The sequence below is a fragment of the Escherichia sp. TW14182 genome, assembly GCF_000208525.1.
GTDB lineage: Bacteria > Pseudomonadota > Gammaproteobacteria > Enterobacterales > Enterobacteriaceae > Escherichia > Escherichia ruysiae.
Genome location: NZ_AEJZ01000002.1, coordinates 1 through 25,487 on the forward strand (window position 1 = coordinate 1; position 25,487 = coordinate 25,487).

17 protein-coding genes and 1 pseudogene are annotated in these 25,487 nt (G+C 50.6%); 14 read left to right on the plus strand and 4 right to left on the minus strand.

Annotation, left to right across the window (positions count from 1 at the left end; genetic code table 11):
• From rodZ to EQY_RS0100205, 10 genes are all read left to right on the plus strand, one after another.
• The coding region (gene rodZ, locus EQY_RS0100160) for a cytoskeleton protein RodZ (RefSeq protein ID WP_000298279.1) at positions 1-467 on the plus strand (467 nt) is incomplete at its 5' end.
• Between the two features lie 26 nt (positions 468-493).
• Entirely contained in the window at positions 494-1,612 is a 1,119-nt protein-coding gene (ispG, locus tag EQY_RS0100165) for a flavodoxin-dependent (E)-4-hydroxy-3-methylbut-2-enyl-diphosphate synthase (RefSeq protein WP_000551807.1), read from the plus strand.
• A gap of 110 nt (positions 1,613-1,722) precedes the next feature.
• Entirely contained in the window at positions 1,723-2,997 is a 1,275-nt protein-coding gene (hisS, locus tag EQY_RS0100170) for a histidine--tRNA ligase (RefSeq protein WP_001107177.1), read from the plus strand.
• A 17-nt stretch (positions 2,998-3,014) separates the two neighbouring features.
• Positions 3,015-3,635 (plus strand): ancillary SecYEG translocon subunit YfgM, encoded by a 621-nt coding sequence (yfgM, locus tag EQY_RS0100175; RefSeq protein WP_000409214.1) that lies wholly within the window; start codon positions 3,015-3,017, stop codon positions 3,633-3,635.
• A gap of 10 nt (positions 3,636-3,645) precedes the next feature.
• Complete coding sequence (gene bamB / locus EQY_RS0100180) at positions 3,646-4,824, plus strand: outer membrane protein assembly factor BamB (RefSeq protein WP_001177079.1); 1,179 nt, start codon at positions 3,646-3,648, stop codon at positions 4,822-4,824.
• Between the two features lie 117 nt (positions 4,825-4,941).
• Positions 4,942-6,414, plus strand: coding sequence for a ribosome biogenesis GTPase Der (gene der / locus EQY_RS0100185; RefSeq protein ID WP_024165069.1), 1,473 nt, complete (start codon positions 4,942-4,944; stop codon positions 6,412-6,414).
• Between the two features lie 62 nt (positions 6,415-6,476).
• Positions 6,477-6,692 carry a zinc ribbon domain-containing protein gene (locus EQY_RS0100190; RefSeq protein WP_000422359.1) on the plus strand — a complete coding sequence of 72 codons (216 nt, stop codon included), beginning with the start codon at positions 6,477-6,479 and terminating at the stop codon, positions 6,690-6,692.
• Positions 6,693-6,903: 211 nt separating this feature from the next.
• Positions 6,904-9,084 carry an intimin-like inverse autotransporter SinH gene (sinH, locus tag EQY_RS0100195; RefSeq protein ID WP_000946975.1) on the plus strand — a complete coding sequence of 727 codons (2,181 nt, stop codon included), beginning with the start codon at positions 6,904-6,906 and terminating at the stop codon, positions 9,082-9,084.
• Between the two features lie 55 nt (positions 9,085-9,139).
• Positions 9,140-10,105, plus strand: a complete 966-nt coding sequence (locus EQY_RS0100200) for a SinI family autotransporter-associated protein (RefSeq protein WP_000683617.1) — start codon at positions 9,140-9,142, stop codon at positions 10,103-10,105.
• Positions 10,106-10,220: 115 nt separating this feature from the next.
• Positions 10,221-16,670, plus strand: coding sequence for an adhesion domain-containing protein (locus EQY_RS0100205; protein WP_024212344.1), 6,450 nt, complete (start codon positions 10,221-10,223; stop codon positions 16,668-16,670).
• Between the two features lie 68 nt (positions 16,671-16,738).
• On the opposite strand, the gene xseA is transcribed toward EQY_RS0100205, so the two are convergent.
• Positions 16,739-18,115, minus strand: coding sequence for an exodeoxyribonuclease VII large subunit (xseA, locus tag EQY_RS0100210; RefSeq protein WP_000937959.1), 1,377 nt, complete (start codon positions 18,113-18,115; stop codon positions 16,739-16,741).
• Positions 18,116-18,276: 161 nt separating this feature from the next.
• Between xseA and guaB the strand changes: the two genes are divergently transcribed.
• Together guaB and guaA are read left to right on the plus strand one after the other, a co-directional pair.
• The gene (gene guaB / locus EQY_RS0100215; RefSeq protein ID WP_001299507.1) at positions 18,277-19,743 is read left to right on the plus strand and encodes an IMP dehydrogenase; all 1,467 of its coding nucleotides are present in this window, start codon (positions 18,277-18,279) and stop codon (positions 19,741-19,743) included.
• 68 nt (positions 19,744-19,811) lie between these two features.
• The gene (gene guaA, locus EQY_RS0100220; protein WP_000138300.1) at positions 19,812-21,389 is read left to right on the plus strand and encodes a glutamine-hydrolyzing GMP synthase; all 1,578 of its coding nucleotides are present in this window, start codon (positions 19,812-19,814) and stop codon (positions 21,387-21,389) included.
• A 92-nt stretch (positions 21,390-21,481) separates the two neighbouring features.
• On the opposite strand, the gene EQY_RS0100225 is transcribed toward guaA, so the two are convergent.
• From EQY_RS0100225 to EQY_RS0100235, 3 genes are all read right to left on the minus strand, one after another.
• Positions 21,482-22,021 (minus strand): DUF5384 family protein, encoded by a 540-nt coding sequence (locus tag EQY_RS0100225; RefSeq protein WP_000756785.1) that lies wholly within the window; start codon positions 22,019-22,021, stop codon positions 21,482-21,484.
• Between the two features lie 15 nt (positions 22,022-22,036).
• On the minus strand, positions 22,037-22,555 hold the full coding sequence (locus EQY_RS0100230) for an outer membrane lipoprotein (RefSeq protein WP_010344568.1): 519 nt from the start codon (positions 22,553-22,555) through the stop codon (positions 22,037-22,039).
• Positions 22,556-22,864: 309 nt separating this feature from the next.
• Complete coding sequence (locus EQY_RS0100235; protein ID WP_000075999.1) at positions 22,865-23,056, minus strand: YfgG family protein; 192 nt, start codon at positions 23,054-23,056, stop codon at positions 22,865-22,867.
• A gap of 17 nt (positions 23,057-23,073) precedes the next feature.
• Between EQY_RS0100235 and EQY_RS26560 the strand changes: the two genes are divergently transcribed.
• Complete coding sequence (locus EQY_RS26560) at positions 23,074-23,226, plus strand: hypothetical protein (protein WP_000019881.1); 153 nt, start codon at positions 23,074-23,076, stop codon at positions 23,224-23,226.
• Positions 23,227-23,407: 181 nt separating this feature from the next.
• Positions 23,408-25,459: pseudogene (locus EQY_RS0100245) on the plus strand (bifunctional diguanylate cyclase/phosphodiesterase); the annotation flags it as partial.
• Between the last annotated feature and the right edge of the window lie 28 nt (positions 25,460-25,487).

Sequence of the window (25,487 nt, forward strand, 5' to 3'; positions counted from 1 at the left end):
CCCCCCCCGCCACGAACACGCAAACGCCAGCCGTGACGACGCCAGCACCCGCTGTAGCGCCGCAGCAGGACGCAGTTGTTCCTCCTTCACAGGCAAATGTTGATATCGCGGCTACTACACCAGCGGCTCCGGTCGCAACAACAACGCCAGATGGCGCAGCGCCGTTGCCAATCGATCAGGCTGGCGTGACCACTCCAGCGGCTGATCCTAATGCGCTGGTTATGAACTTTACTGCTGATTGCTGGCTGGAAGTCACCGATTCTACCGGCAAAAAACTGTTTAGCGGGATGCAGCGTAAAGGCGGTAATTTGAATTTAAGCGGTCAGGCACCGTATAAACTGAAAATTGGTGCCCCAGCTGCAGTGCAGATCCAGTATCAAGGGAAACCTGTCGATCTGAGTCGTTTTATCAGAACTAACCAGGTTGCGCGTCTGACCCTCAATGCCGAACAATCACCGGCGCAGTAACAGACGGGTAACGCGGGAGATTTTTCATGCATAACCAGGCTCCAATTCAACGTAGAAAATCAACACGTATTTACGTTGGGAATGTGCCGATTGGCGATGGTGCACCCATCGCCGTACAATCCATGACCAATACGCGTACGACAGATGTCGAAGCTACGGTCAATCAAATTAAGGCGCTGGAACGTGTCGGCGCTGATATCGTTCGCGTCTCTGTACCGACGATGGACGCGGCAGAAGCGTTCAAGCTCATCAAGCAGCAGGTTAACGTGCCGCTGGTAGCCGACATCCACTTCGACTATCGCATTGCGCTGAAAGTAGCGGAATACGGTGTTGACTGTCTGCGCATTAACCCTGGCAATATCGGTAATGAAGAACGCATTCGCATGGTGGTTGACTGTGCGCGCGATAAAAACATTCCGATTCGTATTGGTGTTAACGCCGGATCGCTGGAAAAAGATCTGCAAGAAAAGTATGGCGAACCGACGCCGCAGGCGTTGCTGGAATCTGCCATGCGCCATGTTGATCATCTCGATCGTCTGAACTTTGATCAATTCAAGGTCAGCGTGAAAGCGTCTGACGTTTTCCTCGCCGTTGAGTCTTATCGTCTGCTGGCAAAACAGATCGATCAGCCGCTGCACCTGGGTATCACCGAAGCCGGTGGCGCACGCAGCGGGGCGGTGAAATCGGCTATTGGTTTAGGTCTGCTGTTGTCGGAAGGTATTGGCGACACACTGCGCGTCTCGCTGGCGGCTGATCCGGTCGAAGAGATCAAAGTCGGTTTTGATATTTTGAAATCGCTGCGCATCCGTTCGCGCGGCATCAACTTCATCGCCTGCCCGACCTGCTCGCGTCAGGAATTTGACGTTATCGGTACGGTTAACGCGCTGGAGCAACGTCTGGAAGATATCATTACCCCGATGGACGTTTCGATTATTGGCTGCGTGGTGAATGGCCCGGGCGAGGCGCTGGTTTCTACGCTTGGCGTTACGGGCGGCAACAAGAAAAGTGGCCTCTATGAAGATGGCGTGCGCAAAGACCGTCTGGACAACAACGACATGATCGACCAGCTGGAAGCACGCATTCGTGCGAAAGCCAGCCAACTGGACGAAGCGCGTCGAATTGACGTTCAGCAGGTTGAAAAATAATAACGTGATGGGAAGCGCCTCGCTTCCCGTGTATGATTGAACCCGCATGGCTCCCGAAACATTGAGGGAAGCGTTAAGGGTTCATTTTTATATTCAGAAAGAGAATAAACGTGGCAAAAAACATTCAAGCCATTCGCGGCATGAACGATTACCTGCCTGGCGAAACGGCCATCTGGCAGCGCATTGAAGGCACACTGAAAAACGTGCTCGGCAGCTACGGTTACAGTGAAATCCGCTTGCCGATTGTAGAGCAGACCCCGCTATTCAAACGTGCGATTGGTGAAGTCACCGACGTGGTTGAAAAAGAGATGTACACCTTTGAGGATCGCAATGGCGACAGCCTGACTTTGCGCCCTGAAGGGACGGCGGGCTGTGTACGCGCCGGCATCGAGCATGGTCTTCTGTACAATCAGGAACAGCGTCTGTGGTATATCGGGCCGATGTTCCGTCACGAGCGTCCGCAGAAAGGGCGTTATCGTCAGTTCCATCAGTTGGGGTGCGAAGTTTTCGGTCTGCAAGGCCCCGATATCGACGCCGAACTGATTATGCTCACTGCCCGCTGGTGGCGCGCGCTGGGTATCTCCGAACACGTAACTCTTGAGCTGAACTCTATCGGTTCGCTGGAAGCACGTGCCAATTACCGCGATGCGCTGGTTGCGTTCCTTGAACAGCATAAAGAAAAACTGGACGAAGACTGCAAACGTCGCATGTATACCAACCCGTTACGTGTGCTGGATTCTAAAAATCCGGAAGTGCAGGCGCTTCTCAACGACGCTCCGGCGTTGGGCGATTATCTGGATGAGGAGTCTCGCGAGCATTTTGACGGTTTGTGCAAACTGCTCCAGAGCGCAGGTATTGCCTATACCGTAAACCAGCGTCTGGTGCGTGGTCTGGATTACTACAATCGTACCGTTTTCGAATGGGTCACTAACAGCCTCGGTTCCCAGGGCACCGTGTGCGCAGGCGGTCGTTATGACGGTCTTGTGGAACAACTGGGCGGTCGCGCCACACCGGCAGTCGGTTTTGCGATGGGCCTGGAACGTTTGGTGTTGTTAGTTCAGGCAGTTAATCCGGAATTTAAAGCCGATCCTGTTGTCGATATATACCTGGTGGCTTCGGGTACTGATACACAATCTGCGGCTATGGCATTAGCAGAGCGTCTGCGTGATGAATTACCGGGCGTGAAACTGATGACCAACCACGGCGGCGGCAACTTTAAGAAACAGTTTGCCCGCGCTGATAAATGGGGTGCCCGCGTTGCTGTGGTGCTGGGTGAGTCCGAAGTGGCTAATGGTACGGCAGTAGTGAAGGATTTGCGCTCTGGTGAGCAAACGGCAGTTGCGCAGGATAGCGTAGCCGCGCATTTGCACACGTTACTGGGTTAAGGAAGGAGAAGGACAGCGTGGAAATTTACGAGAACGAAAACGACCAGGTTGAAGCGGTTAAACGCTTTTTTGCTGAAAATGGAAAGGCACTGGCTGTTGGGGTGATTTTAGGCGTTGGCGCACTGATTGGCTGGCGCTACTGGAACAGCCATCAGGTTGAGTCTGCACGCTCCGCTTCTCTTGCCTATCAAAATGCGGTTACCGCAGTTAGCGAAGGCAAACCTGGCAGCATCCCGGCGGCGGAAAAATTCGCTGCTGAAAATAAAAATACTTACGGCGCGCTGGCTTCTTTGGAACTTGCGCAGCAATTTGTTGACAAAAATGAACTAGAGAAAGCCGCCGCTCAATTGCAACAAGGGTTGGCGGACACGAGCGATGAAAATCTCAAAGCCGTGATAAATCTGCGTCTTGCCCGAGTTCAGGTGCAGCTCAAGCAGACTGATGCCGCGCTGAAAACCCTCGATACCATTAAAGGTGAAGGTTGGGCTGCTATTGTTGCCGACTTGCGTGGTGAAGCATTACTGAGCAAAGGTGATAAGCAAGGTGCGCGTAGTGCGTGGGAAGCAGGCGTGAAAAGCGATGTGACCCCGGCACTGAGTGAAATGATGCAGATGAAAATTAATAATTTGTCCATCTGAGAGGGACCCGATGCAATTGCGTAAATTACTGCTGCCAGGAGTGCTTTCCGTTACCCTTTTAAGCGGCTGTTCGCTGTTTAACAGTGAAGAAGATGTGGTCAAGATGTCCCCATTGCCGACCGTTGAAAACCAGTTTACGCCGACCACGGCGTGGAGCACTTCCGTTGGTAGCGGCATTGGTAACTTCTACTCTAATCTTCATCCGGCACTGGCGGATAACGTTGTCTATGCAGCCGATCGCGCTGGTTTGGTAAAGGCGATGAATGCGGATGACGGTAAAGAAATCTGGTCTGTCAGCCTGGCTGAAAAAGATGGCTGGTTATCTAAAGAGCCGGCATTACTTTCCGGCGGCGTGACCGTCGCAGGTGGTCATGTCTATATTGGCAGCGAAAAGGCGCAGGTTTACGCGCTGAACACCAGCGATGGTACTGTGGCATGGCAAACCAAAGTAGCGGGTGAAGCACTTTCTCGCCCGGTGGTCAGCGATGGTCTGGTGTTGATTCACACCAGCAACGGCCAGTTGCAGGCGCTGAACGAAGCTGATGGCGCTGTTAAATGGACCGTTAACCTTGATATGCCTTCGCTCTCTCTGCGTGGCGAGTCTGCGCCAGCAACCGCATTTGGTGCGGCAGTCGTTGGTGGCGATAATGGTCGCGTCAGTGCTGTGTTGATGCAGCAGGGACAGATGATTTGGCAACAGCGTATCTCCCAGGCGACGGGTTCTACCGAAATTGACCGTCTGAGCGATGTTGATACTACGCCTGTAGTTGTGAACGGTGTTGTTTTCGCGCTGGCCTATAATGGTAACCTGACGGCGCTTGATTTGCGCAGTGGTCAGATTATGTGGAAACGCGAACTGGGCTCGGTGAATGATTTCATCGTTGACGGTAACCGTATCTATCTGGTTGATCAAAATGACCGGGTAATGGCGTTGACCATCGATGGTGGCGTGACGCTGTGGACACAAAGCGATCTGCTGCACCGCCTGCTGACTTCTCCGGTGTTGTATAATGGCAACCTGGTGGTGGGTGATAGCGAAGGTTATCTGCACTGGATTAATGTGGAAGATGGACGTTTCGTTGCCCAACAAAAAGTTGATAGCTCTGGTTTCCAGACTGATCCGGTTGCCGCTGATGGCAAACTGCTGATCCAGGCAAAAGACGGAACCGTGTATTCCATTACACGTTAATCGTCTCTGTCGTTCACTTTGAAAACGGCTCCTGGACAGGAGCCGTTTTCCTGTTTTTAACAACGACGCGAAAATAGCGTGCGTTGTCTGATGATTTATAAAAATGAGGCTTTAAACATGGTACCTGTGGTCGCGCTTGTCGGGCGCCCTAACGTAGGAAAATCCACGTTATTTAACCGTCTAACTCGCACCCGAGATGCGCTGGTTGCGGATTTCCCGGGTCTGACTCGTGACCGTAAGTACGGTCGTGCGGAAATTGAAGGCCGCGAGTTTATCTGTATTGATACCGGCGGGATTGACGGTACAGAAGACGGTGTAGAAACCCGCATGGCGGAACAATCGCTGCTGGCGATTGAAGAGGCGGACGTTGTACTGTTTATGGTCGATGCGCGCGCGGGTCTGATGCCTGCGGATGAAGCCATTGCCAAACATTTGCGTTCCCGTGAAAAGCCAACCTTCCTGGTGGCGAACAAAACCGATGGACTGGACCCGGATCAAGCAATTGTTGATTTTTATTCACTTGGTTTAGGTGAAATTTACCCAATTGCCGCTTCGCATGGTCGTGGCGTATTAAGTCTGCTGGAGCACGTGCTGCTGCCGTGGATGGAAGATCTCGCACCGCAAGAAGAAGTCGACGAAGACGCTGAATACTGGGCGCAATTTGAAGCGGAAGAGAATGGTGAAGAAGAAGAGGAAGACGACTTCGACCCGCAAAGTCTGCCGATCAAACTGGCGATTGTTGGTCGTCCAAACGTCGGTAAGTCTACACTCACTAACCGTATCCTGGGTGAAGAGCGCGTCGTGGTTTACGACATGCCAGGCACGACGCGTGACAGTATCTACATTCCGATGGAACGTGACGGACGTGAGTATGTACTCATTGATACTGCGGGCGTGCGTAAACGCGGAAAAATTACTGATGCGGTAGAGAAGTTCTCGGTAATCAAAACATTGCAGGCGATTGAAGATGCCAACGTTGTGATGTTGGTGATTGACGCACGCGAAGGTATTTCCGATCAGGATCTCTCCCTGCTTGGTTTTATTCTCAATAGCGGGCGCTCACTTGTGATTGTGGTGAACAAGTGGGACGGCCTGAGCCAGGAAGTGAAAGAGCAGGTGAAAGAGACGCTGGACTTCCGTCTGGGCTTTATTGACTTCGCCCGTGTGCATTTTATTTCTGCATTGCACGGTAGCGGTGTTGGTAACCTGTTTGAATCAGTACGTGAAGCGTATGACAGCTCCACCCGTCGCGTGGGGACCTCTATGCTGACGCGCATCATGACGATGGCTGTTGAAGATCACCAACCGCCGCTGGTTCGCGGGCGTCGTGTGAAACTGAAATATGCCCACGCCGGTGGTTACAACCCGCCGATTGTGGTGATTCACGGCAACCAGGTGAAAGACCTGCCTGACTCGTACAAACGTTACCTGATGAACTACTTCCGCAAATCTCTGGACGTGATGGGTACGCCGATTCGTATTCAGTTCAAAGAAGGGGAAAACCCGTATGCGAACAAGCGTAACACTCTGACGCCGACCCAGATGCGTAAACGTAAGCGTCTGATGAAGCACATTAAGAAAAGTAAGTAATTACTTATTGGGTTTCTCTTGCCATCCAGGAAGAGAAACCCAACCAATCGCGAGGAACAAATATGGAACTCAACTGCCCTGTCTGCCAAAACCCTCTCGAACGCAATGGCGAGACGGCTCACTGCACAACTTGCGATAAAGATTTCACTGTTCAGGCGCTTTGCCCTGACTGTCATCAGCCGTTACAGGTATTAAAAGCCTGTGGCGCGGTGGATTATTTCTGCCAGAATGGACACGGTTTAATTTCTAAAAAGCGCGTTAAATTTACCACTGCTTAATATCACGGGAATATATATTTTTCTTTTATATATTCCTAGTATAAATATAATGAGCCAATTTCTATTAGCTTAACACGTAATTAGAGTGAACAAACTCCCATTGTTATAACTTTAAGAATATATTTAGCATTTCTGATGTGTAATATCTGAACTATCTGGAATACAATGCCGAAGCTGATTTCAGATTATAAAATCGTTACAGGGAAAAGGCATGTTGCGATGGATACGCTATTTTATGCTAATTTTTATCTCTGGTGCTGCTTATGCGACACCAGAGATAAATGTTAAGCAAAGTGACTCTTCATTACCGGATTTGGGAAGCGAAGCTGCCTTACAAGAAGAACAAAATAATAAAGGTAAATCCTTGAAAGAGCGTGGTGTCAACTACGTCGCCGAATCCGCCCAGCAGGGATTTGAGAACCTGACCCCAGAAGCTCTGGAATCTCAAGCAAGAAGCTATCTGCAAGGGCAAATCACCTCATCTGCACAGTCTTATATCGAAGGTGCGCTTTCTCCATACGGTAAAGTCCGTTCGAATCTTTCTATCGGTCAGGATGGCTCGCTGGACGGCAGTTCAATCGACTATTTTGTTCCTTTATATGATTCTCAAAAAAGTGTTTATTTCAGCCAGTTATCCGCTCAACGTAAAGAGGAACGCACGATAGGTAATATTGGCTTCGGCGTTAGACATAATTTTGACAAATGGTTATTGGGTGGAAATATATTTTATGATTATGATTTCACTCGTGGACATCGCCGTTTAGGGTTAGGGACTGAAGCCTGGACGGATTATTTAAAACTTTCTGGTAACTATTATCATCCACTTTCTGACTGGAAAGATTCAAAAGATTTCGACTTCTATTTAGAACGACCTGCGCGTGGTTGGGATGTTCGTGCGGAAGCCTGGCTACCTTCTTATCCACAGTTGGGGGGCAAAGTTGTTTTCGAGCAATATTATGGTGACGAAGTTGCGTTGTTCGGCACCGATAATTTAGAAAAAGATCCCTATGCAGTGACGCTCGGCGTGAACTATCAACCAGTTCCGTTATTGACAGTCGGGGCGGACTATAAAGCAGGCACTGGAGATAACAGTGATCTTAGTGTTAACGCCACGATTAATTATCAGTTCGGTGTTCCGCTAAAAGATCAACTGAATAGCGATAATGTCAAAGTCGCTCACTCGCTGATGGGGAGCCGCCATGACTTCGTCGAACGTAATAACTTTATCGTGCTGGAATACAAAGAAAAAGACCCACTTGATGTCACCTTGTGGCTTAAAGCGGACACCACCAATGAGCACCCGGAATGTGTGATTAAAGACACGCCAGAAGAAGCGGTTGGACTGGAAAAATGTAAATGGACCATCAACGCGCTGATCAACCATCATTACAAAATTATTTCCGCCTCGTGGCAGGCGAAAAATAACGCTGCCCGCACGCTGGTCATGCCTGTTGTTAAAGCGAATACCATCACTGAAGGTAACAACAACCACTGGAATCTGGTGCTGCCCGCCTGGCAGTACAGTTCCGATAAAGCAGAGCAGGAAAAGCTGAATACCTGGCGGGTACGGTTGGCTCTGGAGGATGAAAAGGGTAATCGGCAGAATTCCGGTGTGGTGGAAATCACCGTGCAGCAAGACCGTAAAATTGAGCTGATCGTCAACAATATTGCGGATGTACCTGAAGAGAACAATCACAGCCACGAAGCCAGCGCCCAGGCAGACGGCGTTGATGGCGTGGTGATGGATCTCGACGTCACTGACAGCTTCGGTGATGACACTGACCGCAACGGCAATACACTGCCAGAAGATAACCTTTCCCCGCAGCTTTACGATGCGCAGGATAAAAAAGTCACGCTCACCAATAAACCCTGTTCAACCGAGAATCCCTGCGTCTTTATCGCCAAACAAGATAAAGAAAAAGGAACCGTCACACTCTCCAGTACGTTACCCGGCACTTTCCGTTGGAAAGCAAAAGCTGCTCCGTATGACGACAGCAACTATGTGGATGTGACATTCCTTGGTGCGGGAGGGAATGATGTTAATGCGTTTATCTACCGTGTATCTGCGACTAATCCCGTCAATCTTATCGACAATGAGAAAGAGCATTTGCCTGTGGATAACGCCTACCGCTTTGTTTTGTGGCGCGATGCCAACAAAGATGGCGTTTTCCAGCAGTCGGAAAAACTGACGGAAGAGGAAATGACGCAATACGACTACCAGTGGGAATTTACCGGGCAAAGCGTTAACGGCTACACCGGCGCCCAAACAAATACCAGCAATGAAGATATTGTCATCCCTGCCACTAACGAAGAAGCCGTGCAGAAATTTGGTGCCCAAAAACAAGATGGCGTGCAAGGGTATGGATTACGTGTGGTTTACAGCAAGCACTAGATCGGCGTAATGGCCGATCGGCCAGTCACTGGATATTAATCAAGGAGAGAGTTGAATGAAACATTATTTAAAGCGACCGATGACCAAAGTTGCGCTGGCGCTGGCTTTAGCAGGGTACTGCGCAGTGCCAACAGCCATGGCAGAAGGGCAGGGTAATCTAAGAGCTGGTCAGTGGCAATCAGAGACGCAATCAACCGGAACGATTCAGGGTACAGTGCCGTGGATAACTCGTAGCGCGACAGAAACGAGCGATGCTGATAAATCTCATGTGACTATTACTATTGATCGCGGTGCGCGAACTGCTTCAACGGATGGCGAAAAGCAATTTCATGTTGGCGATAAGTTAACGGCAAACTGGGCCATTGGCGATACCCAGGGCGATCTTGATGACAACAACACAGCGACAAAAGCCACGCTGCAATGGATGAGCTACAAAGATCAAGCGGGTGGTGACCCAAGAGAGATTGGTACAGTTGGCAGTGACACTTACACCATCGCTGCAGCAGATGCGGATCGATACATCGGCTTGAAGATCACACCAACCACCACAACCGGTGACCCTAACGTCGCAGAACAGTTGGTGATGCTTGACCTCTCGACAAATGCTGGTGGTGGTTCTGACAGCGATGATATTCCTGAAGGTCCGGTGTTTGATGATGCGGTTAAAGTGGTCATTCATGAACAGGGCGTTAATACCAACCTGCTGGGCAAAGCAACCAAACTCAAAACCAATACCACCTATCAGGTCATGCTGTGGAAAGATGGAAACAGCAATGGAACCTATGATACGGGTGAAGAAGTTACCAACCAGTACAACTACCGCTGGCGCTTTACAGGCACCAGTTTGCAGTTGGGTACTAACGGTGGGATTGTCAACCCGAGCCACAACAACAACGACCTGGTCATCCCGGTTACCAACGCCGAAGCGAAGACCTCTTTCGACTATTCCGAAGGCGGCCTCACTATTGGCGCAGACGGTGTTCAGGGCTACGGTTTGTCTATCGACTACCAGAGAAAATAATTTTTACCGGCACCATTCCCGTATGGGAATGGTGCTTTTCCGCACACTTTGCTTAGCCAACGTTAAGCAAAGTGGGTTGAGGTAAGAAAGTAACGTTAACGGGCAGGTTTCACTCATGGACGGGAAATTGAAACGCGTAAAAATGGTGATGGCATGTTTAATGCTTACTCTGGCTACGCCAGCAGTAGCGGCATTGAAAGGGAGCCAGTGGCAACATACCGCCGTTTCAACGGATGCCATAAATGGCACCCCTCCCATAGCAGACAGCGCCAGCGTGCCCGTTTATCAGGGCAGTGTCCAGCTTGATCCCGCCAAAGAGCATAATGTCGCCAGTACGGCCACGCCGGGGAACTTCAGCGTGGATGCCAGCGCAACCAGTATGATTTTAATTAACCCGGGCGATACCGAAGGTGACATGTTCAGCACTCCGCCGCTGCTGCGCTGGCAAAACCAAACGCTACCTGACGTTTCGCTGGTATGGGCGGAGGCTGCCACGTCTGATGTGCCGCTCGATCCGCAGCCTCGCGCCGATCGCTCCTTCTGCGCACAAAACCTGGCGGGGCATAAGCTGGTAGTCATTCCACAGTTTGACCCTAAAGAAACGCTTCCGACGTTGAATCTTTTTACCCTGACCGGCGTGCCAAATCAGGGTTCGGTGTTGTTGAACGAAAAGCAGGTGACGCTCAATATTGCCGCAGCCCAGGGTGATTTAGTGAGTGCAAGCGTCAGCGGTTATGACGATACGCTAAAGGCAGCGAAAACCACCGTCGGCAGTACGATAACCTTAACGGTGACCACCAAAAACTGCGAGGGTAACCCAACAGGAAATCTTCCCTTTGTTATCAAACGGAAAGACGCAAGGAATCGCCAGGATGTTGTCAATAACACCGGCCCGGTGAGCATCGATAGCACGGAACTTACCACGACCACAACAGAGTATCACGGCACAACCGATGCCAACGGCACCGCGACCGTCACCGTCACGCAGCCTGCCGGACCAGGCGTAAAAACTCCGCTGGTTGTCAGTCTGCCAGGTATTACACAAACCAGCGAAACGGCAGTGATTTTTACCGTTCTGACCAGCCCGGACGTTGCGGTCGCCAGTATGTGGGGTCACATGCCGGATACGCTGAAAGCGCAGCAGTACACCTTCAGCCGACCAAAACTGGCGGCGGAAGTCAGCAATGAGGATGGCACCGCAGACGATCACAATGAAACCTGGTCCACGTTTGTCTGGAGTGGGGCTGATAACCACTGTGACATTTTGCCGGGTATGCGTCAGTTCGGCGCGTTGGCAACAGTCATTCCCACCTCGATTCAGGAAGTGGCGGGATGGCCAATGCAGGGAAACTATTACTGGTCTTCGCTGGCGGGGGCAAGTGGAATGCACCACGCGGCTGACGTTTCTAACCGTGGCGAGGCGCAAAAACCAGATGCGACGAAATTCCTGGTCAGTTGTGTCGATAAAGAAGCTCCGGACGTCGAACCGAAAATTGTTCTCACGCCCGCGAGTTTTAATGATACGGCGCAGGCGATGAAAGCGAAGGTTGGGGAAGACGCCATCATGCGTCTGACTATTACTGACAACAAAAATAACGATCAGCCGTTAGCGTATTACTATTTCTCTTTGCATCTGGACGACGGCGTTAACCGTAAAAATCAATCCAATCCCACCTGGGAGACGCACCCGGTTCAAATCCGTGGTGGCACCAACCTACAACAGGTAGATGCGCATAATTACGAAGGGATTACTGACGCTAATGGCCAGGCCACGCTGACGTTAAGTCAGCCAGACGGCGTTGGTGTGAAAACACACATCACGGCGGCGATGCGTAGTAACTATAACGCATCGGATGCCAAAGACGTCATCTTCACCGTGGTCACCAGCCCGGACAGCGAATATGCCCGCATGTGGGGCCATATGGGCAGTGGGATTATGGCGGAGGGGAATCTCTATAAACGGCCACGCCTGGCGGATGAAACGACGCATGAAGTAGGGGTGATGCGTGAAAATAATGAAGACTGGGCGTTGTTTGACCAGAATACCAGTATGCAGGCGGAATGCGGTGTGGGGCATATTCCCTCGCAAAGTTCTCTGGAGATTTTATTTGCGGGTCATCAGGGAAATACGATAGGCACTGAACATGGCTGGCCGACGGCAAATTATGATTATCTTACCGCCGCCCAGCAAGCCGAATTGCATTCGTCTGTAGACCTGGGAACGGGGGGAGTGGATACCTATTCCGGTTTTAAACCCAACTATCTCTCCTGTTCTGCCAACGAACTGATTGCGCGGGTGGTGGTGGAAACCGATAAAGATGTTTCACCCACCTCTAAACAGGCAAGAGCAAAAGGCGGCGAAAAAATCACCATGACGGTGCGTACAGTCAATGGTCAAAATAATGCGCCCATCCCTTATGCTGACTTTACTATCACGAAAGATATCAGCCTTGATAGAGAAGGAAAGGCAACCGACTATAGCGATCCCAGCAATGGTGCGATAACCCTGAACGGCACGCAATATGGCACCTCACAGCCTTCGATGGTCTACTCTGGCACCACGGACGCGCAGGGCATGGCGACCGTCGTTATCGAGCAGCCGCAGGGGGTAGGTTTAAGAACCAAACTTATCGTCACACCGACCAATTCCGTGCTGCCGAACACAATCAACTACTACGTGATCTTTACCGTTCCCACCAGCCCGGATGTGACCGGTGCGAAAATGTGGGGTCACATGGATAACACCATCACCGTTGGGTCGCTAACCTTTGAACGCCCAAAACTGATTAATGAAGTCAGTCGTGAAACCAGTCAACTGGCTGAAAATAACGAAACCTGGGTACGCGTGGCGCAGGCGGATATTGAAAATACGGCGGCGGGCGGTTGCGGAGTCAATAAAGTGCCGCGCAAAGAACAGCTAAATATGCTTTATGCCGCCAACGACAATAATACTATCCAGACGGTTCACGGTTGGCCAACCCAGCGTGAAGAGTACTGGAGCAGCACACCTGTCGATAAAGTGCCGCATCTGGCGGCGGTCTGGTTGAATAACGGCAGTATAGAGAGTGCGAATACCACGCCAACGTATATGACGTGTTTAGCTACCGCTAATCCGCCTGCAAGTATCATCATGCTTGAAGTTGTGAACCAGGCGCAGTGGAACAGTTCGCTTAACGCAGCGAAGCTGAAAAAGGGCGAGACGTTGCAGGTGAAAGTGACGGTAAAAGATGCTGCCGGTAACCCGATGGCAGATATGCCGTTTACCCTGAAACGCGGTGATGGCTATACCCGCCCAGGTGAGCGTCATACGGCAGGCAGCAGCGATGGGGTTGTCTCATCGGTGGTGGTTGATGCTGGTCTGCCAGATGAAATGGCGCTCAATGATACCGCTACGGCGTATGCCGCCCTGACAGGTAGCGATGGCAGTAAAATACTCAACATTACGCGCCCGGATACCTATGGCACGAAAACGGCACTCACCGCTGCGCTCTATTCCGATCCAACAAAAAATGCATCGATGGATACCATTTTCACCGTCGTCACCAGCCCGGATAGTGCAAAAGCAAAAATGTGGGGGCACATGCCGGAAACGCTAACGGCAGGTGGTCTGACGTTTAAGCGCCCGATCCTGTTTTCAGAGTTGACCGGTAGCCCCGGCAATAAACGCAAGGGGCCGGAAGAAGATAACGAAATCTGGGCGCTGTTTACAGAAGCGCAGGCAGCGAAGAACAGTAATGGCGGCTGTGGTACGGATTATGTCCCCTCCATGAACTCGCTGGTCGCGCTCTCTGGCGCCTGGCACGGGCACTCGGTTGACGGCTGGCCGATACTGAAATCCTATGACTCCAGTACGCCGGACCAGAACAGTATTGGCGATCGTAAATATAAAGGCGTGCAGCTTAACGGCGGCACCAGCAGTAGTCTGGCGGCAACGGACAACGGGTATTTGACCTGTCAGACAACGGCAAACCCGTCGGTTAGCACCATTGAGTTGAGGTCAGCCCAGGCGGCTAAATATGATGGTAACGATGCGGTAAAAGTCAGAACGGATTACAACAAAGTCGGGGATCAAATCACTATGGTAGTGACGACCCGAGATGCGCAGGGTAACCCGCTGGGCTATGTACCGTTTACGCTGAATCATGGTATCACACTGCCCCGTAACCCGAATTCGATTAGCATGGATAACCAGTCACGGTTGTTACATGTAGGGGACAGCTACAGTAACAGTAGCGACTACCTTGATGATGGCAATAAATATTACAGCGTGACTGGGGCTGATGGTTCGACGACATTTACGCTATATCAGCCCAATAATGGGAAGGGGACGCGTATTCCACTGACGGCGGAAATCGATGACGGTAGCGCAATAACGTCGAATACCCTGAGTGCTATTTTCACTGCCATCACCAGCCCGGATACGCCAAAAGCGAATTTCTGGGGGCATATGCCGGAAACCTTAACAGCACATAACGGCAAGGTATTTAAACGTCCATTGTTAAAAGTGGAGGCAGGTTCTTCAAACGGGCTTATTGTCAACAATGAGAACTGGCAGCGACTGACTATCGCTAATGCGCTGAGTGGTATGCAGGGAGGTTGTAAAGATAAACTGCCGTCTATTAACGATTTGCAATCGTTATATGAAGCGTATCCTTCGGGAACCATTGAAACGGCACAGGGCTGGCCGCTCGATAAGTCAACATTGCCAAGACCGTACTTCTGGTCGCGAAGCGTAGTCACCAGTCCAGGCACAGCGAAGATCAGTTATCAGTACATTAATCTCAAATCGGGAACGACTGGGCAGGCAGCTTCAGATGCTACAGATCTCAACTTCCAGACCTGCCTGGAGAGTGCGGAGTCGGTAGGCAAAATTACCCTGACCACGGCGGTGGAAAACTGGGATAGTTCGTTGCCGGCCGGAAAAGCGCATAAAGGCTCACCGCTGCCGCTGACGATTACGGTGACCCGACCAGATGGCTCTCCTGCGGCATTTGAGTCGGTGGGGATTTTGCGTGCCGCCAGTTACAATCGTGCGGGCACATCGCTCAGCGAAACGGTAACGACGGATGATTTGGTGGCCGATACGTTCAACCCAGCACAAACCATACAAAGCGCCAGCATGAATGGTCGGAGTAATACCAGTTATCTGGTTATTCAGACCGATGCTCAGGGTAAAGCGACGCTGAATCTTCACCAGGATAGCTCGACCGGTCTTAGAACACCGATAACCGCATCAGCACTTGGCAGTAGCCCTATGCTAACCGACTCGCTGGACGCAATTTTCACGGTTCTCACCAGCCCGGACGTTAGCGTAGCCAACATGTGGGGGCATATGGCGGAAACGGTGACGGCGGCAGATGGCACCGTTTTTGTGCGGCCTAAAATAAAGGCTGAGTTAACGAACACCTCAGGCGTTCACGTTAAGGATTTAAATAGTGAAAGTTGGCTTGTGCCTACTGTTCAGGAAAGGGAACGTAGCGGCACGGCGGCGTGTGAGGCCGCGCGCTGGCCGACCAACGAGCAACTTATATCGCTGTATAACCGTCATCCCAATGGAACATTGATGGCTGATACCGGCTGGCCGGTGGAGTCATCGGGGTATGCCTGGTGGGCAGTGGACTCGACGTGTGATACCAGCGGAGCCAACAGATGCGCGACTGTCGATTTGTATAATGGCCAGGCTGAGGCGGCGAGCAGAAGCCGCGCATTGCAGGCCTGCTTGCTGAACCCTAACGTTTCGGTGTCTACCGTAACGCTCACCTCAACGGTATTTGACGCTACCACTCAGGCTGCGAAGGTGAAGAAAGGGGAATCTATGCCGGTGACGGTCACAGTGAAAGACAGCGCCGGGAAACCGGTGCCGAACGTGGCCTTTACACTGACGCGCGGTGATGCCGTGCCACGCAACCCAGGGGCGACTTTGTATGGCGACGTGGCGGCGATGGATGACCTGCGCGTTCAGCCGTTCACTGGCGCGATGGTCACGTTATCCGATAGCGGTAATACACTTCAGGGAACCACCGGTTCTGACGGTACGGCGACGTTTATGATTAAACAGGATAATACGCCTGGATATAAAACGCCGCTGACGGTGACGCTGACCGATAACACCAGCATCACCGCGACGATGGATGCCATTTTCACAGTAGTGACCAGCCCGAACGTGGCAAGTGCCTACTTCTGGGGGCATATGAGCGACACCGAGACGGTAAGCGGCAAAACATTGCACCGTCCGTTGCTGAAGTCAGAACTGCCGTCGAATGCTGTCGCAGCGGTAACGCCGGTCGTCAATAATGAAATCTGGGCGCTGGCGCATACGGTTGACAGCAGTAAATGGGATCTGGCGAAACAGTGCGGCAGACTGGGGAATGCACCGGAATACAGCGAACTGCAAACGCTGCATTCCAGCTTTAGCGCGTTGGGATGGCCGTCATCGCCCAGCTTCCCGTATTTATCGCAAAGCCGCTCTGGCAGCCTCTATTGCGGTATCATTGAACCGGCGGGCTCATTGGACTGTGCAATCTCCCCGGCGACGACATCAGGGTTTGCCACCTGCTTCCAGTAACACTTACGCCGCATCCGGCATGAGCGAGAGCCTGTGCCGGATGCGATGCTTGGCGCATCTTATCCGGCCTACGGATTAGCCGCTTTCTTACGCGGTTTACGCGTTTTTGTTACAGCACTGACTTCGCTAATCACCACGCCATCACCTAACCGCGTGGTCAACGTATCGCCCGTTTTCACCTGCTTAACTTGCTTCAGCACTGTCCCATCGGCGGCGCTGGTGACGCTATAGCCACGCGCCAGCGTGGATAGTGGACTCACGGCTTCCAGATGTGTCACTGCATTACCAAAGCGTTCACGCGTTGCACTAAGCTGTGCTCGCAGAGTTTCTGCCAGGCGATATTCCAGTTGTTGAATGCGAGTCTGCGCGCGATGAATGCGTGGTTGAGGATTTTGCTGATTCAGACGCTGTTCAAGCCGTTGCTGTTGCTGCACGACTCGTTTGAGTTGATTTTCCAGTGCATAGCTCATCCGCTTTTGCAGCCGCTCCAGCATGGTTTGCTGGCGCGCCAGACGTAACTGCGGATGTTGCTGCTGTAAACGATGGTGGATCTGCGTAAAGCGCCTGGTACGGTTGGCGAGATAATAATCCATCGCCATTTCCAGCCGCTGGCGGGAAGATTGCACCTGGCGCAGTAACTCCTGCTGATTGCGGCTCACCACTTCGGCGGCGGCAGAGGGGGTTGGTGCGCGTAGGTCGGCAACAAAGTCGGCGATAGTCACATCGGTTTCATGACCGACGGCGCTGACAATCGGAATACGGCTGGCAAAAATCGCCCTCGCCACGCGCTCGTCGTTAAAACTCCACAAATCTTCCAGCGAACCGCCGCCGCGACCGACGATCAAGACGTCGCATTCGTTGCGCAGGTTCGCCAGTTCAATTGCGCGAACGATTTGCCCCGGCGCATCATCGCCCTGTACGGCGGTAGGGTAAATAATCACCGGCAGAGAAGGATCTCGACGTTTTAACACATGCAAAATATCGTGCAGCGCCGCGCCGGTTTTGGATGTAATCACACCGACACAGTGCGCGGGGGAGGGGAGAGGTTTTTTTAGTTGCTGATCGAACAAACCTTCAGCCTGCAACTTCGCTTTTAGCTGTTCGTATTTCTGTTGCAACAAGCCTTCACCGGCTGGCTGCATACTCTCGACGATAATCTGATAATCACCGCGCGGCTCATACAGCGTAATGTTGGCGCGAACCAGAACCTGTTGCCCGTGCTGTGGGCGAAAGGTAACCCGGCGGTTGCTGTTGCGGAACATCGCGCAGCGAACCTGGGCGGTATCGTCTTTGAGCGTAAAGTACCAGTGACCGGAGGCCGGTTGTGTGAAGTTCGAGATTTCACCGCTGATCCACACCTGTCCCATCTCCTGCTCAAGCAGCAGACGAACCGTTTGATTCAGGCGGCTAACGGTAAAAATTGCAGGGGATTGAGACGGTAACATGTGAGCGAGATCAAATTCTAAATCAGCAAGTTATTCAATCGATAGTAACCCGCCTTCTGGGGATAGCAAGCATTATTTGCAAAAAGGGGTAGATGCAATCGGTTACGCTCTGTATAATGCCACGGCAATATTTATTAACCACTCTGGTCGAGATATTGCCCATGCTACGTATCGCTAAAGAAGCTCTCACATTTGACGACGTTCTCCTCGTTCCTGCTCATTCTACCGTTCTGCCGAATACTGCTGACCTCAGCACCCAGCTGACGAAAACTATTCGTCTGAATATCCCTATGCTCTCCGCAGCAATGGATACCGTAACGGAAGCGCGCCTGGCTATTGCTCTGGCTCAGGAAGGCGGTATCGGCTTTATCCACAAAAACATGTCTATTGAACGCCAGGCTGAAGAAGTTCGCCGTGTGAAAAAACACGAATCTGGCGTGGTGACTGACCCACAGACGGTTCTTCCAACCACGACGCTGCGCGAAGTGAAAGAACTGACTGAACGTAATGGCTTTGCGGGCTACCCGGTCGTTACTGAAGAAAACGAACTGGTCGGCATCATCACCGGTCGTGACGTGCGTTTTGTGACCGATCTGAACCAACCGGTTAGCGTTTACATGACGCCGAAAGAGCGTCTGGTGACCGTGCGTGAAGGTGAAGCCCGCGAAGTTGTGCTGGCAAAAATGCACGAAAAACGCGTTGAGAAGGCGCTGGTGGTTGATGATGAATTCCACCTGATCGGCATGATCACCGTGAAAGACTTCCAGAAAGCGGAACGTAAACCGAACGCGTGTAAAGATGAACAAGGTCGTCTGCGTGTTGGCGCAGCGGTTGGCGCGGGTGCTGGAAACGAAGAGCGTGTTGATGCGCTGGTTGCCGCAGGCGTTGACGTTCTGCTGATCGACTCCTCTCACGGCCATTCTGAAGGCGTTCTGCAGCGTATCCGTGAAACCCGTGCTAAATATCCGGATCTGCAAATCATCGGCGGCAACGTGGCAACGGCTGCTGGTGCTCGCGCGCTGGCAGAAGCAGGTTGCAGCGCGGTTAAAGTCGGTATCGGTCCTGGCTCTATTTGTACGACTCGTATCGTTACTGGTGTAGGTGTTCCGCAGATCACTGCCGTTGCTGATGCAGTAGAAGCCCTGGAAGGCACCGGTATTCCGGTTATCGCTGATGGTGGTATTCGTTTCTCTGGCGATATTGCGAAAGCTATCGCTGCTGGTGCAAGCGCGGTGATGGTAGGTTCCATGCTGGCAGGTACTGAAGAATCTCCGGGTGAAATCGAACTCTACCAGGGGCGTTCTTACAAATCTTACCGTGGGATGGGCTCTCTGGGCGCAATGTCCAAAGGTTCTTCTGACCGTTATTTCCAGAGCGACAACGCCGCTGACAAACTGGTGCCGGAAGGTATCGAAGGTCGCGTAGCGTACAAAGGCCGCCTGAAAGAGATCATCCACCAGCAGATGGGCGGTCTGCGCTCCTGTATGGGGCTGACCGGCTGTGGTACTATCGACGAACTGCGTACTAAAGCGGAGTTTGTACGTATCAGCGGTGCGGGCATTCAGGAAAGCCACGTTCACGACGTGACCATCACCAAAGAGTCCCCGAACTACCGTCTGGGCTCCTGATTCTCTTCGCCCGACTTCATGTCGGGCGATTTATATTATCTGTTTCACTTGCCTCGGAATAAGCGTCAATGACGGAAAACATTCATAAGCATCGCATCCTCATTCTGGACTTCGGTTCTCAGTACACTCAACTGGTTGCGCGCCGCGTGCGTGAACTGGGTGTTTACTGCGAACTGTGGGCGTGGGATGTGACAGAATCACAAATTCGTGACTTCAATCCAAGCGGCATTATTCTTTCCGGCGGCCCGGAAAGTACCACCGAAGAAAACAGCCCGCGTGCGCCGCAGTATGTCTTTGAAGCAGGCGTACCGGTATTTGGCGTTTGCTATGGTATGCAGACTATGGCGATGCAGTTAGGTGGTCATGTTGAAGCCTCTAACGAACGTGAATTTGGTTATGCGCAGGTTGAAGTACAAACTGATAGCGCGCTGATTCATGGTATCGAAGATGCATTAAGCGCAGATGGCAAACCGCTGCTTGACGTGTGGATGAGCCACGGTGATAAGGTAACTGCGATTCCTCAAGATTTCGTCACCGTAGCCAGCACCGAAAGCTGCCCGTTTGCCATTATGGCTAACGAAGAAAAACGCTTCTATGGTGTGCAGTTCCACCCGGAAGTGACTCACACCCGTCAGGGTATGCGTATGCTGGAGCGTTTTGTGCGTGATATCTGCCAGTGTGAAGCCCTGTGGACACCGGCGAAAATTATCGACGACGCGGTAGCCCGCATCCGCGAGCAGGTGGGCGACGATAAAGTGATCCTTGGCCTCTCTGGTGGCGTGGACTCTTCCGTTACTGCGATGCTGCTGCACCGTGCAATTGGTAAAAACCTGACCTGCGTATTTGTCGACAACGGCCTGCTGCGTCTCAACGAAGCAGAGCAGGTTCTGGATATGTTTGGCGATCGCTTCGGCCTGAACATTGTTCACGTTCCGGCAGAAGATCGCTTCCTGTCAGCACTGGCTGGCGAAAACGATCCGGAAGCAAAACGTAAAATCATCGGTCGTGTCTTTGTTGAAGTCTTCGATGAAGAAGCCCTGAAACTGGAAGATGTGAAGTGGCTGGCGCAGGGAACTATCTATCCTGACGTTATTGAATCTGCCGCGTCTGCAACCGGTAAAGCGCACGTTATCAAATCTCACCACAACGTTGGCGGCCTGCCGAAAGAGATGAAGATGGGCCTGGTTGAACCGCTGAAAGAGCTGTTCAAAGACGAAGTGCGTAAGATTGGTCTGGAGCTGGGCCTGCCGTACGACATGCTGTACCGTCATCCGTTCCCGGGGCCGGGTCTCGGCGTTCGTGTTCTGGGCGAAGTGAAGAAAGAGTACTGCGACCTGCTGCGCCGTGCGGATGCCATCTTCATTGAAGAGCTGCGTAAAGCGGATCTGTACGACAAAGTCAGCCAGGCGTTCACTGTCTTCCTGCCAGTTCGTTCCGTTGGCGTAATGGGCGATGGTCGTAAGTATGATTGGGTTGTTTCTCTGCGTGCTGTCGAAACTATCGACTTTATGACCGCACACTGGGCGCACCTGCCGTACGATTTCCTCGGTCGTGTTTCCAATCGCATTATCAATGAAGTGAACGGTATTTCCCGCGTGGTGTATGACATCAGCGGCAAGCCGCCTGCGACTATTGAGTGGGAATGATTTGACCCTGCACTATGAATGAACAAAACCCTCTGTTACTACAGAGGGTTTTTTATCCTCAAGAATTATAGGCTTGAAGTTACTAACATCGATTAATTAAACCAACTGTCCGATTTATTCTCTTCTGCTTTACCTACGCTCTTCATTAAATCGCGACCGCCTTCAGTCATATTCCTGTTAGCATCAGCTTCTGACTGCACAACATCGGTTTGCGCGGCTTTGTGCTTCAGTTCCTGATCGATAAATTCGTTTTCTCGCTTAACGCGGGCTTCTTCTTTCGCCAGCGCCAGTTTTTGTTTCTGAATCTCTAAGCTGCGCAGCTCATCCTCATAACTTTGATCGCGCTTTTTGTCCGCAGTGGCTTCGGCGTCCAGTTTATCCTGACGAGCTTTCTTATTTGCCGCTGCCGTTGCCGCTCTTTTGTTAGCGGCGGCCTGGGCATTTGCACGCCGTTGCTTCTCTTGCTGGATTTCCCTGTTGCGCTCCGCTACCCATTCGTCATGCTGCCTTTGCTCTTCATTTTTGCCTTGCTGTTCCGCTTCTGCGACAGCAGAGAGTTGATCCTGTAATGAAGAGGCGAAAGTTGAACTACTTAAGGCGGCTAAGATGGCGCAAAGTAAAACCTTCTTCATGAATCCTCCTGATTATTAGCTTTTTTCAGGACATTTTGTATTTGGCTGAATACGCGTTTCGTTATACGTAGTGGTAATAACAACGGCTAAACCCGTCGTGAACTGGCACTCTTTACCCACCTGGGTGGAGGTATACACTTTGGTGCCTTCTTTGTATGTTAAAGAAACACCTTCCACTAAGGTTTTATCATTCACCATAGAACCTGCCGCCGCACCTACGGCTCCGCCGCCAACTGCACCTGCCGTCGTTCCAGAGTTACTGCCGGAGCCGACGTTATGGCCAATAACGCCGCCAGCGACTGCGCCAATAAGTGCGCCGAAGGCTTGTGCGTTCCGTTTATTTTGTGAGTTGTCTACGGCAACTTTGGCAGGAAGAATAGAAATAATATTAACAGTTTTGGTTTCTTGTTTTGTATTCAGTTGATCGGTTTGATAAACATCGGCGGCATGATCGTCAGCGTTTGACTGGCATCCAGCTAGGGTGAATGACGCTAAAATTGCCACAGGCAGAAGACATTTTTTAAATTTCATCACTATTCCTTGTTATACACATTACGAAAAATAAGATATTTAAGATCATCAAAAGAGCAAAGTAAATGTATTGCGTATAAAGTAATAGATTAAATTTATGAAAATTCATGCGAGAAATAAATTATTAAATAAATATAATTTAAATATATGTATTAATTTAGAGCTTATGCCTTCTAAGGCAGGATCTACGTCAGTCGGGACAATGGGTGAAATTTAAGGTGAAAGAATGCTTGCCGCTTTGTTAACTACAAAGAGCAAAAACATCGGGCAGCAATGCGCCGTCTTGTTAAGTTAAAATGGAGAAGGTAACCGCTAACGTTGTACCGGGGATTCGATAGAGAGAGTGGATTGCTGCGCTTCTTTTTTGCTCTGATGATGCTGCCAGGCACCAACGGACGAGTAGATAAAGCGACCAAAGAAGAAGATAAAGCTGATGAGCAGTACGATACGGGTCATGCGACTGTTAAATCGGTGTCGTTTTCGCATACTGGTTGCCTGACTCACAAAAGGTTCCTTGAAGTATGTCCCACTCTGTGGACGGTACTTACATTAAGGCACACCTGGGCAAAATGGTCAATTCTCTATTATGTAAAAAAGCGTCAGCGGATACATATTCTAATGTTATGGAAGTTGATTTAATTATTTACAACAATGATGTAATAATGATGGCTTAACATGATAAACGTAATAATTCATTAATCATGGTTATTTTGTTTGATATATATCAATTGGAACTTTCATATGACACTTAGAATCGATACTCTCTATAGTGATGAATAATCATCCGTCGAATTCAGGTGGGATGCCTGTCTGAATACACCCCTTTCAGGATGTGGGGAATTCTGTTGAGCATCTATGAAACTGAATGCAACTTATATAAAAATACGTGATAAATGGTGGGGGCTTCCGCTGATCCTGCCTTCTTTAATCTTGCCCATTTTCGCACAAATAAATACTTTTGCGCATATTTCCTCCGGTGAAGTCTTTCTCTTTTATCTGCCCCTGGCTCTGATGATCAGCATGATGATGTTTTTTAGCTGGGCTGCATTACCGGGTATAGCATTAGGCATTTTTGTTCGTAAGTATGCGGAGCTTGGCCTTTATGAAACGCTTTCGTTAACAGCTAATTTTATTATCATTATTATTATTTGTTGGGGCGGTTACAGGGTCTTTTCTCCCCGGCGTAACAACGTTTCACATGGTGATATCCGCTTAATTTCCCAGCGAATTTTCTGGCAGATTGTTTTTCCTGCAACGTTGTTTCTGGTACTTTTCCAGTTTGCGGCATTTGTAGGGTTACTGGCGAGCAGAGATAATCTGGTAGGGGTTATGCCCTTTAACCTCGGGACATTAATCAATTACCAGGCCTTGCTGGTAGGTAATCTTATCGGCGTCCCACTGTGCTACTTCATCATTCGGGTGGTGCGGAATCCGTTTTATTTACGTAGCTATTATTCGCAATTAAAACAGCAGGTTGACAAAAAGGTTACCAAAAAAGAATTTGCGATCTGGTTGCTTGCATTGGGTGCGTTGTTGTTGTTGCTATGTATGCCATTAAATGAAAAAAGCACAATTTTTAGCACCAACTATACGTTATCGTTATTGCTACCGCTGATGATGTGGGGAGCAATGCGCTATGGCTATAAGTTTATATCACTGCTCTGGGCGGTAGTGCTGATGATCAGCATTCACAGCTATCAGAATTACATTCCCCTTTATCCTGGATATACCACGCAACTTACCATAACTTCCTCCAGTTATCTGGTATTTTCTTTTATTGTGAATTATATGGCTGTTCTGGCAACCCGTCAGCGAGCGGTGGTCAGACGCATTCAACGGCTTGCATATGTGGATCCGGTTGTTCATCTGCCAAACATTCGTGCCCTGAATCGCGCATTGCGTGATGCTCCCTGGTCCGCGCTATGTTATTTACGCATCCCCGGCATGGAAATGCTGGTAAAGAACTATGGCATCATGCTACGCATTCAATATAAACAAAAACTTTCACACTGGCTGACACCGTTGCTGGAACCGGGCGAAGCTGTTTATCAGCTTTCCGGTAACGACCTTGCGTTGCGACTGAATACAGAATCATACCAGGAGCGCATTACCACGCTGGATAATCATCTGAAGCAGTTTCGTTTCTTTTGGGATGGAATGCCGTTACAGCCTCAGATTGGCGTCAGTTATTGCTATGTCCGCTCACCGGTTAATCATATATATCTGCTGCTGGGAGAGCTAAATACGGTTGCCGAACTTTCTATCGTGACCAATACTCCGGAAAATATGCAGCGTCGCGGGGCAATGTATTTACAACGTGAATTGAAAGACAAGGTGGCGATGATGAATCGGCTACAACAGGCGCTTGAGCATAACGATTTTTGCCTGATGGCTCAGCCGATTACAGGGGTGCGCGGTGATGTTTATCATGAAATTCTGCTGCGCATGAAAGGAGATAATGGCGAACTCATCAATCCTGACAATTTCTTACCGGTCGCGCATGAGTTTGGCTTATCGTCCAGTATCGACATGTGGGTTATCGAGCATACACTGCAATTTATGGCGGAAAATAGAGAAAAAATGCCAGCTCGTCGGTTTGCTATTAACCTGTCGCCAACTTCCGTTTGTCAGGCGAGTTTCCCTTTAGATATCAGTAAATTTTTAAGTAAATATCAAATAGAAGCGTGGCAGCTTATCTTTGAGGTAACCGAGAGTAATACCCTGACCAATGTTAAGCAGGCGCAGAATACGTTGCTGCATCTTCAGGAGTTAGGATGTCAAATTGCAATTGATGATTTCGGCACCGGCTACGCCAGTTATGCGCGGCTAAAAAATGTGAATGCCAATTTATTAAAAATTGATGGCAGCTTCATACGCAATATTGCCTCGAATAGTCTGGATTACCGTAAGCGCCCCGAGAAGTACGTAGCGTAAG